Here is a 14,294-nt window from a genome sequence, read left to right on the forward strand (position 1 = left end):
GGCTTGTCGTGGCTGATGCAATGGCTGGTGCACGGGGTCTGAGCCCATCGCCTCAGGGGGCCCGCTCTGCGCTTTCCTTGAGCGCCTTGCGCATGATCTTGCCGGTGGCCGTAGTGGGCAGCGCATCGACGAAGGCGATTTCGCGCGGATATTCATGCGCTGCCAGTTGCGAACGCACATGCTCCTGCAGGGCCTTCACCAGGGCGGCTTCTGGAGCATGTCCCTCCTTGAGGACGACAAAAGCCTTCACCACCTCCGTGCGCAGGGCATCCTTGACGCCCACCACCGCCGCAATGCGCACCGCCGGGTGACGCATGAGGCACTCCTCGATGGGCGCCGGGCCGATGCGGTAGCCGGCACTGGTGATGACATCATCGTTGCGGCCCAGGTAGCGGATGTAGCCGTGCGAGTCCATGTTGCCCAGGTCCCCCGTGAGCAGGAAATCGCCTGCGAATTTTTCGCGCGTGGCCTCTTCATTGCGCCAGTAGCGCAGGAACATCACCGGATCCGGCGCGCCAATGGCGATGTTGCCCACTTCGCCGCGCGGCAGGACATGGCCCTCCTCATCCACGATCTGCACGTCATGTCCCGGCACCGCCCGCCCCATGCTGCCGGAGGCACCGGGATAGAGCTGCGCGCAGGACGATACCACCAGATTGCATTCGGTCTGACCGTAGAACTCATTGATGGTCAGGCCCAGTGCCGTCCGACCCCAGGCGATCAGATCGTCGCCCAGCGTCTCGCCGCCACTGGCCACGCTGCGCAGCGCGAAGTCCCATTGCGCGCGCGGATCGGGCGTGCTGCGCAGCATCTTCAGTGCGGTCGGCGGGAAGAACACGTTGCGTACCGCGTGCCGCGCCAGCAAGCCGAATACGGTCGCAGCGTCGAATTTCTCCAGCCGCCGCGCCACCACCGCCACGCCGTGATACAGCGAGGGCAACAGCACATCGAGCAGGCCGCCGATCCAGGCCCAGTCGGCGGGTGTCCAGAAACGGTCGCCCGGCTGCGGGAAACTGTCGTGCGAGACTTCCACGCCCGGCAGGTGCCCCAGCAGCACCCGATGCGCATGCAGCGCACCCTTGGCCTTGCCGGTAGTGCCGGAGGTATAGATGATCATGGCCGGATCATCGGCCAGCGTGATGACCGGCTCGAACACGGTCGGGGCAGCGCGCAGACGGTCCCAGAAGTCGGTGGTCTGCGGCAGCACGATATCGGACTGCTCCACGCAGAACACTACCTTCAGCGCCGGCAGTTCGCCTGCGAGATGGACCTTGTCCATGCCGGAGGCATCGGTAACGAGGGCAGAAGCTTCGCTGTTGTCGAGCCGATAGGCGATGGCTTCCGGCCCGAACAGGTAGAACAGCGGCACCGTCACCGCACCCAGCTTGTAGGCGGCGATGTGGGTGATGACGGTTTCGATGCGCTGGGAGAGATAAATGCCGATGCGGTCGCCGCGTTTGATGCCGGCCTCGCTCAGCACGTTGGCGAACTGGTCGCTCAGCCGCTTGAGCTGGTCGAAGCTCCAGGTCGTGACCGTGCCATCGGCGTCCTCGGCGATGATGGCCGGCCGGTCGCTACCATCGGCCCAGCGGTCGCAGGCGGCCAGGCCGATGTTGAAGTACTCGGGGATCTGCCAGTCATAGGCAGCGGGGGCGTCGGCACGATAGTGGGCCGAGGTGATGGCGGGGCGTGGCGCGAGGTCTGGTGGCACGTCTTGTCTCCTATGGGGGTTCGATGGGCCCTGCCTGCATGGGGCCGGGCTCCGCATGTGCCGGTCGGGCCGGCACGTCGCCTATCATAGCGCCCCCGCCGAGGATCGGCATGGCACAACAAAATGACATCTGCGCAATGACCTTCGTCGAACTCTGACGAGTTTGCCGCGCAACCTCTGCCGCTTCTCCCCATGGTGCATCGGGCTCCTCTAGCATGATCCCTCCTCTCGCCACCTCCCGTTCAGCCCGCGCATCGTCCGTGCTCCCGGATGCCGCCCGGACGGATTCTCCAGCAAGGATCTCCGCATGCCTTACCGCACGCTCTCCGAGGCTTTCATCACCTGGACGCAACAGGCCCGCGCCATCCGGCTGCGCTTGCCGCAGTCGCACCAGTTCTTGCAGCAGGCGCTGCTGGTACGGCAGGTGACAGGCCGCGAATCGGTCTGCGGTACCAGCGAGCATGAGTTGCTGTGCCTGTCGCCGCATGAAGACCTGCCGCTCAAGGACTTCATGGCGCTGCCGGCAGAGATCCGGCTGGTCACCGACCAGGGGCGACTGCGCACGGTGTGCGGTTTCATCGCCGAAGCTGATGCGGACCAGATCGATCACGAACTCAGCGGCTACCGTCTGGTGCTGCGCGATGCCTTGAGCCTGCTCGGGCAACGGATCAACACCCGAGTGTTCCTGCACGCCAGCGAGACGGACGTGACCCAGGTACTCATCAACGAATGGCGCCAGCGCAGCTCGCTCCTGGCCAGCAGTTTCGAGGTCGACTGGTCGCTGCTGGCGGAGCAGTATCCGGCGCGTGAATTCATCATGCAGCACAACGAATCCGACGCCGACTTCCTGCGGCGCCTGTGGAAGCGGCGAGGCATCGGCTGGTTCATCCGTCCGGGCGAGCCGTCCCCGCCCGGCCAGATCGGTAGTCCTCGGCATGTGCTGGTGCTGTTCAACGATCCCCTGCAGCTGCCGCGCAACGCGGCCGGCACCGTCCCTTACCGGCAGGATCACGCGCCCGGTGCGCAGGACGGCATCGTGCGCTGGCGCGCCATGCGTCGCCAGCGCGCGGGCAGTGTCAGCCGCCAGACCTGGGACCATGCCCGGAATGGGCCCCTAAACAGGGAAGTGAACATCTCTGCCGAGCAGGGGGAACTGGGTGACCGTCTCGCCCTGCTGCTGGACGACTATCTCGTCGAGGCACCGCACATCGCCGATGATGGTGAAGATTTTGACCAGATTTCGAAGACGCGCATGCAGCGGCTGGCACAGGAGACCAAGACCTTCCAGGCTGATTCCACCGTGCGGGCCTTGCGGGTGGGCGAATGGATCAGCGTGGAGGATCACCCCGAACTGGACGCACATCAGCCCCACGAGCGCGAATTCGTCATCACCCGGCTGGCCTTCCATGCCGAGAACAATCTTCCGGCTTCGCTGGACCAGCGCCTGCAGCAAGCCACGCAGCATGAGCAAAGCGCGCTGACGGAGCTGGCGTACTTGCGCCAGCTTTGCCGCGAGCAGGGCCGGCGGTATCTGAATCGCTTCAGCTGCGTACGCCGTGGCATACCGCTGGTGCCGCCCTTTGACCCGCGGGTGGATCTGCCCCGGCCCTGTCTGCAGAGTGCCCATGTCGTCGGTCCGGCGGGCGAAGAGCTGTACTGCGATGCGCTGGGCCGCATCAAGCTGCGCTTTCCCGGCACCCGCATGCAGGATCACCAGCATGCCCGTGGTGCCGGCGCCAGCGACAGCGAACGCGATTCCGCCTGGGTGCGCGTGGCCAGTCACTGGGCCGGGCGGCAATGGGGCGCGATCCATCTGCCGCGCGTGGGCGATGAGGTGCTGGTCGACTTCCTCGGCGGCGATCCTGACAAGCCCATCGTCATTGGCCGCCTCTTCAACGGCCAGTCGCTGCCACCGGCCTTCAGCCGTGTGGGCAGCCTGCCGGGCAATCGCTTCCTGGCCGGCATCAGGAGCAAGGAGATCCAGGGCCAGCGCTACAACCAGCTGCGCCTGGACGACACCCGGCACCAGATCAGCGCCCAGCTTGCTTCGCAACATGGGCAAAGCGAACTGAATCTCGGCTGGCTCACCCATCCCCGTAGCGAGGGCTATGGCGAGGCCCGTGGCGAAGGCGCCGAGCTGCGCACGGACCAGGCCCTGGCACTGCGGGGTGGACAGGGTGTGCTCATCAGTGCGGCCGCGCGCGATCAGGCCGCTGGTACGCAACTGGATCGCGCCGAGATGCTGGGACTGCTGCATGTACTGCAGGAGGTGCAGCAGCAACTGGCAGCGCTGGCCGAGACCCATCATGCCGATGGCACCCGCCTGCAAAGCCTGAGCAGCCTGCGCGAGCGCCTCGATGCCTGGGAGGCTGGCAGCAATACGCAGCCAGAGGGCGGCGCTGGCGGCCAGCCAGTCGTAGCCGTGACTGCGCCGGCGGGCGTGGCCGTCACCAGCGAGGAAGGGGTGGCCATTGGCGCGCAGAAGGAGGTCGATCTCATCAGCGTGGGCAACACCCAGCTCTCCGTGGGCAGGAAGTTGCTGGCGCGCGTGGCCGAGGGCATCAGCCTGTTTGTGCAGCGGCTGGGTATCCGGCTGGTGGCCGCCAGCGGCCCGATGCAATTGCAGACCCATGGCGGGGACATCGAAGCGACATCAGCGCGTCGCATCGTCCTGACGGCTGCCGATGAAATCGTCCTGGAAGCCCCCAAGCTGCGCCTGTTGGCGGCAGGGGCGCAGATCGATCTGGGCGGCGGCGTCATCACCCAGCAGAGCCGTGGCGAGCACACCATCCGTTCGGCCGATTTCCATCACCTCAGCGGTGCCGACAGTGCGCCGCCTGGCGTGGAGCTACCGGCCAGCACGCTACGTACCGACGAGCGCTTCATCCTGGCCCGGCGTGGCAGTGGCCGGCCCCACGTGCGGCAGCGCTATCGCATCGAGCTGGAGGATGGCAGCGTCATTGAAGGTGTCACCGACGAACAGGGCCGTACCGCGCTGAGCAAGGACATGGCCATGCGCATCGCGCGCCTGCGCATTGTGAAGGAGTAGACGATGAGCGGATCCGAACCGATGCGGCTGGTCGGCACGAGCTGGGATGAAGACGGCAATGATGTGGCGCAATCGGTGCTGACGGGGGAGAACATGAAGGTGCGGGCCTTGTGCCTGACCACACCGGAGGTGGTGGTCCCGATCCTGTTCGTGCCGGGCATCATGGGGACCAGGCTCAAGGTCATCGGACGTGACAAGGGAGCGGCATGGTTCCCGCCGGACAGTACCTGGGACGCCATCGTCTTGCTGCTCAAGCACCTGATCCGCACCTCGGCCGACCGGCAGCGCTTGCTCAATCCCGATCTGACCGAAGTGGATGAAGACGGACCTGCCTCGCCAGACGAGACCAGCAAGACGCTGCTTGCGCTGGCGCCTGGTGCGACCGATGCCGAGCGCATCAAGTGGCGTGGCTGGGGGCAACTCCATGCGGACAGTTACTTGCCGATTCTTTCGCTGCTGGAGACGAGCATGGCGCTGATCTTCGATCCTGCCAGCCAGGGGACCACGCTCACTTCTCACTGGAAAGAGTTGGTCATGGATCGCCAGGACGCGGCAAAACTGGGAGCGCAGAAGCCCTTCGTTCCGCTTGAGGAAGAGCAGTTGCGGGATGCGGCCGAGATGCTCTATCCGGTGCATGCGGTGGGCTACAACTGGCTGCAAAGCAACCGGGTGTCTGCCCAAAGATTGGCTGACGAGATCGAACGCATCACCGCGTATTACCGCAGCAAGGGCAAGCGTTGCGAGCAGGTGATTCTGGTCACGCACAGCATGGGCGGGCTGGTTGCACGGGCTTGTGCCCTACTGCCCGGAATGAATGAACGCATTCTGGGCGTGGTGCATGGGGTGATGCCGGCCATTGGCGCACCCGCGACTTACAAGCGTATGCGCGCCGGGTTTGAAGGCGCGGCGCAGATCATCCTCGGGCGCAATGCCGCCGACTGCACGGCAGTGATGGCCAATGCGCCGGGTCCCTTGGAATTGCTGCCCACGGCGCAATACAAGACCTGGACCAACCGTGGCGAGCGGCATTGGCTGCGGGCCAGTTATCGGGCCATTGGACAGCGGGGCATGCCTGAGGAGATGGATAGCTTTCTTGGAGAGGACGATCCCTACGCGAAGATCTATCTCAACAATTCCGCGGATTGGTGGAAATTGGTGCGGGAGGATTTGGTTGATCCGGCTGGGAGAGAAGATGAGGAGCGAGCGAGGAGGGAGGGGAAGGTGTTGATACGGGAGGACAGAGATTTACCGGATTTCCACAGGTTTAAAAAGAAAATGGACGTGGCGCAGACACTTCATCGACAGATTGAAGACAGCTATCACTCCAATACTTACGCGTATTACGCTGCCGACCCGCAACAGCCTGCGTGGAACGAGATTAACTGGAAATGCGCGCCAATGGTGCCCGGCGATCCCGCGAAAGCGCAACTGGCAGAAGATGATTTGAATGGGATGTTGGAGCTGCGCTTCGACGAGTATCACCTGCACTACTTCACATTACAGGGCGGCACCGGACCGGGGGACGGAACTGTGCCCGCCGAATCGGGGGGCGCCCCGAAGTCGCATGTCATGCAGCTTTTCAAGCATGAAGGAAAGTTGAAATCTCACGAGAGCTATGACCATCAGTTTTCCTACAACGCCAAGATTGCTCAGGCGGTAACGCTCTATTCAATCATCAGGATCGTCAGCACGTCGGCGGATTTGAAAACACCCTCAGGAGAATAGTGCTCGTGAAAAATTCGCTTCGTCTCATTGCCTTTTCGACCTTCACGATCTGGCTGATTTTTTCTGGAAATATCTCACCTCAACTAGGATTGCACATCATGAACACTGCCCAGGCAAATGGTCCTACTCCTGCATCTTGATGTTCCTGTCTGGAGACCGTTCACCTTACCAAGGATTGCGCATCATGAATATTGCCCAGGCAAGCCGAGCTGTTCCTTCTGTCTCAACGTTTTGTACCGGTCGTTTTATGTTGGATATGCCAGCAGGTTCGGTACTGAGTGGAGGCAATTATCAATATGACTTTGCCAGGCTGGAGCCGCCCCAGGCCATGAGCCTGGAAGAATTTGGGGCAGAAATAGATGCCAAGGTAAACACGCTCAAATCAATCAAGCATGAAACCGACCCTAGTCTGTTGCGAATGCTGATCAAGCCTGATCAGCATTCGCGAATCTTGGTCTATTGGGAAGAGAGCTTTATTGATGAAATCGCGCAGGTAGAGGGATATCGCTGGATTGATGGCACGCGCTATCTATTCAAGACAGAGGCCGGCATGAGCCCGCCTCCTGTGGGCATGCCAAGTTATCAGGACGACGCGATAGAACGTATGCGTCTCACGCTTGCTGCCCTGCGTAAGCGAGCTACGCATGATATTCCCCAAGACCCCGGCTACTGCTTCGAAGGCGGCTTCATCGCCAACCCTGATTGGGAAAACGAAGAAGCCGGCATCGATATCGACATCGCTGGCCACCCCGATGCCTTTGTCTCGGTCTGGTTCTACCCGCTGGCCATGAGCGAGCACGACCGACCGCTGCTGGATCGCATGAGCAGCGGCTTGCAGACACTCGGCCATCTCGCCACCGCGGTACGCACGCTGCGCAAAGGCGAGCGTCAGGTCGGCCCCTACCAGGGACAGGAATTCCTGGTCACCACGCCCAACAGCGGCGGCGGACGCAGTCACAGTTTCATCTGGGAGACCGAGGGCCAGGGCTCGCTCGATACGCCCGCCATCAAGATCGAACTGACGACCGGCCATCACGACAAGAACAGCAATGCGCAACCGACCAGGATGACCGATGCACAAGCCCTGCAGTTATGGGATGAGGTGCTCAACAGCTTCCGCCTGCGCCCGACCCGGGGGCCGCAAGCCTCAAGCCCGTCGCCGTGAGGCGCACAAGCCCTCGCCCTCTCCGACCCTTCCACCTCCACCTCCACCTCCACCTCGAAAGGAATCCGCATGCCCAACATCATCCGTCTCGGCGACGCCACCTCCCATGGCGGCAAGGTCACGCAAGTCAGCGCCAGCCATTTCAAGGTCGGCGGATTGCCCGTGGCGCGGGTGGGCGACGTCTGCAGCTGCCCGCAGAAAGGACACGACAACTGCACCATCACCGAAGGACATCCCCATCACAAGATCGATGGCCTCGCCGTCGCCTACGAAGGTCACATGACCAGCTGCGGTGCCACGCTCATTGCCAGTACCGGCAACTTCAGTGCGCAATAGGGTGGCCCCGGAAGGCCGTCATGCTGCAGCGTCGCGCAATGGGAGGGCATCAGTTGCCCTGGCGGATTGTCAATCCCCCAGATCGATGGTCCCCGCCAGGCGCACTGCCTCGGGCGTCTCATACATGGCCACCACCCAAGCCTGATCGGCATCTGCGGCATGCGCGTTGAGCGTAGCCGCAACGAACTGGATGGAAGCGCGATCCAGGCTGGCATAGGGATCGTCCAGCAGCGTGAGCGTGGCGTGGGCGGCGAAGGCCGCTGCCAGGTAGACCTTGCGCTTGCTGCCGGTCGAGAGCATGAAGAGCTTCTTCTCCAGATGCGGCGTCAAGGACAAGCCTTCGGTCAGCGCCGGCAACTGCGCGTGATCGAAATGCGGATAGCGTTCGGCCAATGCGGCAAACACTTCCGGCGGCGTCATCTGGTCATAAGCCTCGGTGCGCGGATCGATGAAGAACACCTGGCGGCGATAATTCTCAGGCTCGCTGTCCAGCCGCAGGCCGTTCAACTCCAGCACCCCGTCGCGCGCGGGTATCAAGCCGGCCAGCAGGTTGAGCAGCGTGGTCTTGCCGCGGCCATCGCCCCCGCGCACCAGGGTCACGCCGGGCGCAATGCGGGCCGAAAAATCCTGGAACAGATCCAGTCCGGGATAGGAAAAATTCAGGCGCGATACCAGCAGCAGCGCTGCACGGTCGGAAGCTTGGGTCATCGGTGGTGATCGTGGCGATGGGAAAGGGGAAGTCGATTGTGCTCAGGACCGCTGGCGCCGCGCCGCCTGGCGCTTGGCTTGCTCGGCAGCCTGCTTTTCCTTCCTGGCATCGGCCAGCATCGCCAGCGCCAACGCCAGCGGCGGATACAGCAGGATCAGGCCGCTCCAGTCGTGGTCCGACAGAAACATCAGCGCGGCAATACACAGGTCGACCGCCATCAGGACCATCAATGGCCACCCCACGGGCGCACCCAGGAAGGTCTTGTGTCGCTTGTTCTTGAAATACAGTGCCATGCCATTCACCCTGCTTTGTCGTTCGCTGCATGGCTGCCTGGCCGCGCCGCAGGGGCGCATTGACGGGCGGGCAACATGCTGGCGATGGGTTGTCTCCTGCCCGGGATTATAGAAGATGTCGACCGCCAGGAGGACGCCCGGGGCACATCTTCCCATCCGGCAAAAATGGCCCAGCCTGTGGGAAAACAAAAAAAACGGTCCCGGCAACTGCCGGGACCGTCGTCCTTGGTCTTGCTACCGCAAGAAGGCAAATCAACGCGCCCTGGCCGCCCCCGGCCACATGCGCACCACCAGCGCCAGCACGGCAGCCAGCACGGCCAGCGCCACCACCGCGATCCAGCCCCACTGCGCCAGGGCCAGGCTGCCCAGGGCGGCACCGGCGGCCATGCCGATGAACATGCCCACGAACAGCACCGCATTCAAACGGCTGCGGGCGCCCGGTTCGATGCTGTAGACGATGGTCTGATGCGCCACCAGCGTGGCCTGCACGCCCAGGTCAAAGCCGATGGCGGCCAGTGCCAGCAAGACCAGTTGACCCTGCGTCGAGAACCACGGCGACAAGGCCATCGAGGCAAAGGACAGCGCCGCCAGGCTCACGCCCAGACGAGTCACCAGCTCCGGACCCTTCTTGTCGGAGATGCGGCCCGCAAGAGGCGCCGCCAGCGCACCGGCAGCACCGGCCAGGCCGAAGGCACCGGCAGCGGCGCTACCCAGATGGAAGGGCGCGCCATGCAGCATCACCGCCAGGGTCGACCAGAATGCCGAGAAACCGACCGACAGCAAGCCCTGGGCCAGCGCGGCACGACGCAGCGCGCCATGCTTCTTCACCAGGGTGCCGAGCGACCCCAGCAGCGCGCCATACGACAGGTGCGTAGTCGGATGGAAACGCGGCAGACCGCGCCAGGCGGCCAGACCGATGAGGGCGATACTGGCCGAGGCGCCGACGAACATGGCGCGCCAGCCGAAGTGTTCGGCCACGAAACCGCTCACCACCCGCGACAACAGGATGCCCAGCAGCAAACCGGTCATGACGGTGCCAACGATGCGACCGCGATGCTGTTCCGGCGCCAGCGTGGCGGCGGCCGGGACGATGTCCTGGGCCAGCGTGGCCGTCAGGCCGATGGCCAGGCTGGCCGCCAGCAGTGCCCCGATGCCCGAGGCCGCACCAGCCAGCAGCAGGGCGACCGTCAGGATGGCCGCCTTGATGAGGATGATGCGACGGCGGTCATAGCGATCGCCCAGCGGCGCCAGCAGCAGGATGCCCAGCGCGTAGCCCAGCTGGGTCGACATCGGCACCATGCCCACGGCGCGCTCGGAGGCGCCGATGTCATCGGCCAGCACGCCCAGCATGGGCTGCGAATAGTAGAGCGAGGCCACGGCCAGGCCGGCACCGGTGGCCAGCAGCCCGATCAGTCCGACCGACGGACCGTGGGCATGGGGATGGGGAGAAGCCGCAGCGGCGGCGCCTGTATGCGTCTTGGGAATGCTGTTCATGATGGAACCTCGATAAGATGGGTCTGGCGGCCGGCCCGGGAAATCCCCCTCCTGCCAGCGTTGGAACGGATTGTCCGCCTCCCGGCTCGCATCTGGTAGTAGCGCCCACGGCAGAATTGTTATACGTTAGCCGTATGACCAAGCCTCTCTCCCCTGCCCCGAGCTTTTCCGCCACCGGCCTGACGGACCGGATCGAACTGATCCAGACCTTCGTACGCATCGTCGAGGCCGGCAGCCTGTCGGCGGCGGCGGCCCAGCTCGCGACCACGCAACCCACCGTCAGCCGCCGTCTGCAGGCGCTGGAACGCTCGCTTGGGGTGCGCCTGCTGCAGCGCTCCACGCATGCCATGAAGATGACCGAGGACGGCGAACGCTGCTACGAGCGTGCCAAGGAACTGCTGGCCGGCTGGGATGAGTTCGAAAGCGAATTGCGCGGGGCCCGCCAGCATGCCGAAGGCACGCTGCGGGTGGTGGTGCCGCACGCCTTCGGTCAGAAGCAGCTGATCGCGCCCTTGTTGCAGTTCATGCAGCGCCATCCGCGCATCACGGTGGAGTGGTTGCTGCATGACCGGGCGGCCGATTTCATCAGCCAGGGCATCGATTGCGCCATCCAGGTCGGGGAGGTCAACGATCCCTCGGTGGTCGCCATCCACCTGGCCGAGGTCCCCCGCATGACGGTGGTAGCACCCTCCGTGCTGCAGGGGCGCGCCCTGCCCCGCCAGCCGGAAGACCTGGCCGGCTTCCCGTGGATCGCCATTCCCGCCTTCTACCGCCGCGAGATCACGCTGACCCACGCCACCAGCGGCGAGCAGCGCCAGGTGGGGTTTCGCCCGCAGCTGGTCACCGACAGCCTGTATGCGCTGCGCAACATCGTCATCGAAGGCATGGGGGTGGCCGTGGGTTCATCCTGGGTGCTGGCCGAAGACGTGGCCGCCGGCCGCCTGGTGCAACTGCTGCCCGAATGGGAGCCGGCGCCGCTGCCGGTGTCGCTGATGTACCCGTATGCACGTTTCTACCCGGCGCGGCTGCGCCACTTCATCGACACCATGAAGGAAGCCATGCCTGCCGTCGTGCACCAGGCCGTGGGACGGGGGGCGCCGGGCGTGGACCCGGGCGGGATATGAAGCTTCAGTCCAGTCGCATGGTCTTGTGGCTGGCGTAGTGCTGATGCCATGTGAAGGCTTCTGCCAAAAGATGGGGCGTATGTCCCCCGGCGCGGCAGGCGCGTTCGAAGTAATCGCGCAACTGCGGCCGGTAGTCCGGATGGCAGCACTGCTCGATCACCTTCACGGCGCGCTCGCGCGGCGCCAGGCCGCGCAGGTCGGCCAGGCCCCATTCGGTGACCAGCACATCGACGTCGTGTTCCGTGTGATCCACATGCGAGACCATGGGCACCACGCTGGAGATCGCCCCGTCCTTGGCCACCGACTTGGAGACGAAGATCGAGAGTTGCCCGTTGCGTGCGAAGTCGCCCGAGCCGCCGATGCCATTCATCATGTGCGTGCCGCCTACGTGGGTGGAATTGACGTTGCCGTAAATGTCGAATTCCAGCGCGGTATTGAGCCCGATGATGCCCAGCCTGCGCACCAGTTCCGGATGATTGCTGATTTCCTGCGGGCGCAATACCAGCTTGTCGCGATAGCGATCGAGATTGGCCAGGAAGTGCGCATACTTGGCCTGCGACAGGGTGATCGAGGAGGCCGAGGCAAAGGCCAGCTGGCCCGAGTCGAGCAGGTCGATGGCGCTGTCCTGCAGCACCTCCGAATACATCACCAGATCGCGGAAGGGGGACTCCACCAGCCCGTGCAGCACCGCATTGGCAATCGTGCCGATGCCGGCCTGCAGCGGCGCCAGCGTGTGCGGCAGGCGTCCGGCTTCCACTTCGCATTCGAGGAAGTGGATCACGTGGCGCGCGATGGCGCGGGTCTCGTCGTCCGGCGGCAGCACCGAGGAAGGACTGTCGGGGGTCTCGGTGAGCACGATGGCCACCACCTTCTCGGGATCGAAGGGAATGGTCGGATGGCCGATGCGGTCACCAGCGGCCGTCAGCGGAATCGGCTTGCGCTCGGGGCGCGCGGCGGGCAGGTAGATGTCGTGCAGCCCTTCCAGCGCCAGCGGCATGCTGGTATTGAGCTCGATGACGATATGGCGCGCCTGCTCCACGAAGCTGGCCGAATTGCCCACCGACATGGTCGGCACAATGCCTTCTTCGGTAATGGCGGCGGCCTCGATGACGGCGATGTCGATGCGCGAGGGCGTGCCGCTGCGCAATTGCTCGGCGGTCTCCGAGAGGTGCTGGTCGATGAACATGACCTCGCCTGCATTGATCTTCCTGCGCAGCGTCGGGTCCACCTGGAACGGCAGACGCCGCGCCAGCAGGCCCGCTTCGGCCATCAGTCCGTCGCTGCCATTGCCCAGCGAGGCACCGGTGATGACGGTGAAATGCAGTTCCTCCTGCGCCGCCCGGTCAGCCAGCGCGCGCGGCATGGCCTTGGCGTCACCGGCGCGGGTAAAGCCGCTCAGGCCGATGGTCATGCCGTTGTGGAAGAAGGTGGCCGCCTGGGCGGCAGACATGAGCTTGCCGACCAGGGCGGGCTGGCCAATGCGCTGACTATCCATGAGAGTGTGCTCCTGCTCGGGTTCTTTAAGGGGGGACAGGGGCATCCTTGACGGACTTCCTGCATCTTGTTTGCTTCAAGTATAGGAGCCCGCAGGTATGCACTGTATGATTAAAATTCCGCCGTTCCAGTCGGAAAATGAATACTCCCCGCTCCCCCAAAATTGACTGCCGAAAGCTGCTGCCATGGATATTCGCGCCCTGCGCTACTTCACCGAGACGGTTCGCCAGGCCAGCTTCAGTCGTGCCGCCGACGCCCTGCACGTGACCCAGTCCACCGTCAGCAAGATGGTGCGGCAGCTGGAGGATGAGGTCGATGCCCCGCTGCTGGTACGCGACGGCCGCCGCCTGCAGCTCACCGATACCGGACGCGTGGTCTACGAACAGGGCCAGCAGATCCTGGCGTCCATGCAGCGGCTGGACGCCGAGGTACGCGATACCAAGGCACTGCGCTGCGGCCGTCTGGAGATCGGTATCCCGCCCATGATCAACATCCTCTGCACCCCGGTATTGAAGGCTTTCCGCGAACGCCATCCCGAGATTGCCATCGTCCTCAAGGAAGACACCGGCCCGCAGATCGAGGAGCGCGTGGCCCATGGCGAACTGGAGATCGGCATGACCGTACTGCCCGCCGATCCCGAACTGGAACTCCAGACCCTGCCGGTGGCGCGTTACCCCATGTGGGCGGTGGCGCAGACCGGGCGCTTCCAGAAGCATCGCACCACCCTGCGCTGCGCCCAGCTCGATGGCATGCCGCTGGTGCTGCTCAACAACGAATTCGGCCTCACCCGCAGCCTGCGCGGCATGTTCGGCCAACTGGGCATCGAGCCCGAGATCGTGGCCCAGAGCGCCCAGTGGGACTGGCTGGTCGCCATGGCCCTGGCCGGCATGGGCGCAGCGCTCTTGCCCGAGCCCTTCATCCACCGCCTGGCCACCAACCAGTTGCAGGCAGTCCGACTGGTGGAGCCGGAAGTGCAGTGGCAGGTGGCCTACGTCACGCGCGGCGCTTATCTCTCCTACGCGGCACGCGCCTGGATGGCCTTGAGCGAGGAATTGTTTGCCGGTGGACGCGTGCGCAAGTGAGCCCCGCGGGCAGCGCAGTGCAGAGGGACGCACAGCGCGGGCATTCCATTTTGGAATGGAATCGGCGAATTTAAGTCATGCCGTGCATGGTTCGGTTTCCTATACTGAACTT

Annotated in this window: 11 protein-coding genes; 6 read left to right on the plus strand and 5 right to left on the minus strand. The window is 64.2% G+C overall.

All coding sequences use genetic code 11. The annotated features are described in order from the left end of the window. Window positions 1–52: 52 nt before the first annotated feature. A complete protein-coding gene (locus GWL_RS20350) occupies window positions 53–1,711 on the minus strand; it encodes an acyl-CoA synthetase (protein ID WP_008333943.1) in 1,659 nt (552 codons plus the stop codon). Between the two features lie 307 nt (window positions 1,712–2,018). On the opposite strand from GWL_RS20350, the gene GWL_RS20360 reads away from it, so the two are divergent. The 4 genes from GWL_RS20360 to GWL_RS20375 all read left to right on the plus strand — a co-directional run bounded on the left by GWL_RS20360 (window position 2,019) and on the right by GWL_RS20375 (window position 7,986). Then, the gene (locus GWL_RS20360) at window positions 2,019–4,760 is read left to right on the plus strand and encodes a type VI secretion system Vgr family protein (RefSeq protein WP_008333946.1); all 2,742 of its coding nucleotides are present in this window, start codon (window positions 2,019–2,021) and stop codon (window positions 4,758–4,760) included. A 3-nt stretch (window positions 4,761–4,763) separates the two neighbouring features. Further along, window positions 4,764–6,485: a triacylglycerol lipase gene (locus tag GWL_RS20365; RefSeq protein ID WP_008333948.1), complete on the plus strand. Its 1,722-nt coding sequence runs from the start codon at window positions 4,764–4,766 to the stop codon at window positions 6,483–6,485. A gap of 184 nt (window positions 6,486–6,669) precedes the next feature. Then, window positions 6,670–7,650, plus strand: coding sequence for a T6SS immunity protein Tli4 family protein (locus GWL_RS20370; RefSeq protein WP_034351530.1), 981 nt, complete (start codon window positions 6,670–6,672; stop codon window positions 7,648–7,650). A gap of 69 nt (window positions 7,651–7,719) precedes the next feature. Further along, the gene (locus GWL_RS20375) at window positions 7,720–7,986 is read left to right on the plus strand and encodes a PAAR domain-containing protein (RefSeq protein ID WP_008333964.1); all 267 of its coding nucleotides are present in this window, start codon (window positions 7,720–7,722) and stop codon (window positions 7,984–7,986) included. Between the two features lie 69 nt (window positions 7,987–8,055). On the opposite strand, the gene GWL_RS20380 is transcribed toward GWL_RS20375, so the two are convergent. The 3 genes from GWL_RS20380 to GWL_RS20390 all read right to left on the minus strand — a co-directional run bounded on the left by GWL_RS20380 (window position 8,056) and on the right by GWL_RS20390 (window position 10,482). Next, the gene (locus GWL_RS20380) at window positions 8,056–8,694 is read right to left on the minus strand and encodes an ATP-binding cassette domain-containing protein (RefSeq protein WP_008333967.1); all 639 of its coding nucleotides are present in this window, start codon (window positions 8,692–8,694) and stop codon (window positions 8,056–8,058) included. Between the two features lie 42 nt (window positions 8,695–8,736). Further along, the gene (locus GWL_RS20385; RefSeq protein ID WP_008333969.1) at window positions 8,737–8,988 is read right to left on the minus strand and encodes a hypothetical protein; all 252 of its coding nucleotides are present in this window, start codon (window positions 8,986–8,988) and stop codon (window positions 8,737–8,739) included. Between the two features lie 252 nt (window positions 8,989–9,240). Continuing rightward, a complete protein-coding gene (locus tag GWL_RS20390; protein WP_008333972.1) occupies window positions 9,241–10,482 on the minus strand; it encodes an MFS transporter in 1,242 nt (413 codons plus the stop codon). A gap of 134 nt (window positions 10,483–10,616) precedes the next feature. Here GWL_RS20390 and GWL_RS20395 point away from each other — a divergent pair, with 134 nt between their 5' ends. Continuing rightward, window positions 10,617–11,606: a LysR family transcriptional regulator gene (locus tag GWL_RS20395; RefSeq protein ID WP_008333978.1), complete on the plus strand. Its 990-nt coding sequence runs from the start codon at window positions 10,617–10,619 to the stop codon at window positions 11,604–11,606. A gap of 4 nt (window positions 11,607–11,610) precedes the next feature. On the opposite strand, the gene GWL_RS20400 is transcribed toward GWL_RS20395, so the two are convergent. Beyond that, window positions 11,611–13,101, minus strand: a complete 1,491-nt coding sequence (locus GWL_RS20400) for an acetyl-CoA hydrolase/transferase family protein (protein WP_008333984.1) — start codon at window positions 13,099–13,101, stop codon at window positions 11,611–11,613. A 184-nt stretch (window positions 13,102–13,285) separates the two neighbouring features. Between GWL_RS20400 and GWL_RS20405 the strand changes: the two genes are divergently transcribed. Then, window positions 13,286–14,182: a LysR substrate-binding domain-containing protein gene (locus GWL_RS20405; protein WP_008333985.1), complete on the plus strand. Its 897-nt coding sequence runs from the start codon at window positions 13,286–13,288 to the stop codon at window positions 14,180–14,182. Window positions 14,183–14,294: the final 112 nt, after the last annotated feature.

This window comes from Herbaspirillum sp. GW103 (assembly GCF_000261365.1).
Classification (GTDB): Bacteria; Pseudomonadota; Gammaproteobacteria; order Burkholderiales; family Burkholderiaceae_D; genus Herbaspirillum.

Bases quoted from the DNA above. Each gene is read 5' to 3' on its own strand.
- GWL_RS20405 (WP_008333985.1), top strand. From the start codon at position 13,286: ATGGATATTCGCGCCCTGCGCTACTTCACCGAGACGGTTCGCCAGGCC.
- GWL_RS20380 (WP_008333967.1), bottom strand. From the start codon at position 8,694: ATGACCCAAGCTTCCGACCGTGCAGCGCTGCTGCTGGTATCGCGCCTG.
- GWL_RS20360 (WP_008333946.1), top strand. From the start codon at position 2,019: ATGCCTTACCGCACGCTCTCCGAGGCTTTCATCACCTGGACGCAACAG.
- GWL_RS20390 (WP_008333972.1), bottom strand. From the start codon at position 10,482: ATGAACAGCATTCCCAAGACGCATACAGGCGCCGCCGCTGCGGCTTCT.
- GWL_RS20385 (WP_008333969.1), bottom strand. From the start codon at position 8,988: ATGGCACTGTATTTCAAGAACAAGCGACACAAGACCTTCCTGGGTGCG.
- GWL_RS20375 (WP_008333964.1), top strand. From the start codon at position 7,720: ATGCCCAACATCATCCGTCTCGGCGACGCCACCTCCCATGGCGGCAAG.
- GWL_RS20365 (WP_008333948.1), top strand. From the start codon at position 4,764: ATGAGCGGATCCGAACCGATGCGGCTGGTCGGCACGAGCTGGGATGAA.
- GWL_RS20395 (WP_008333978.1), top strand. From the start codon at position 10,617: ATGACCAAGCCTCTCTCCCCTGCCCCGAGCTTTTCCGCCACCGGCCTG.
- GWL_RS20400 (WP_008333984.1), bottom strand. From the start codon at position 13,101: ATGGATAGTCAGCGCATTGGCCAGCCCGCCCTGGTCGGCAAGCTCATG.
- GWL_RS20370 (WP_034351530.1), top strand. From the start codon at position 6,670: ATGAATATTGCCCAGGCAAGCCGAGCTGTTCCTTCTGTCTCAACGTTT.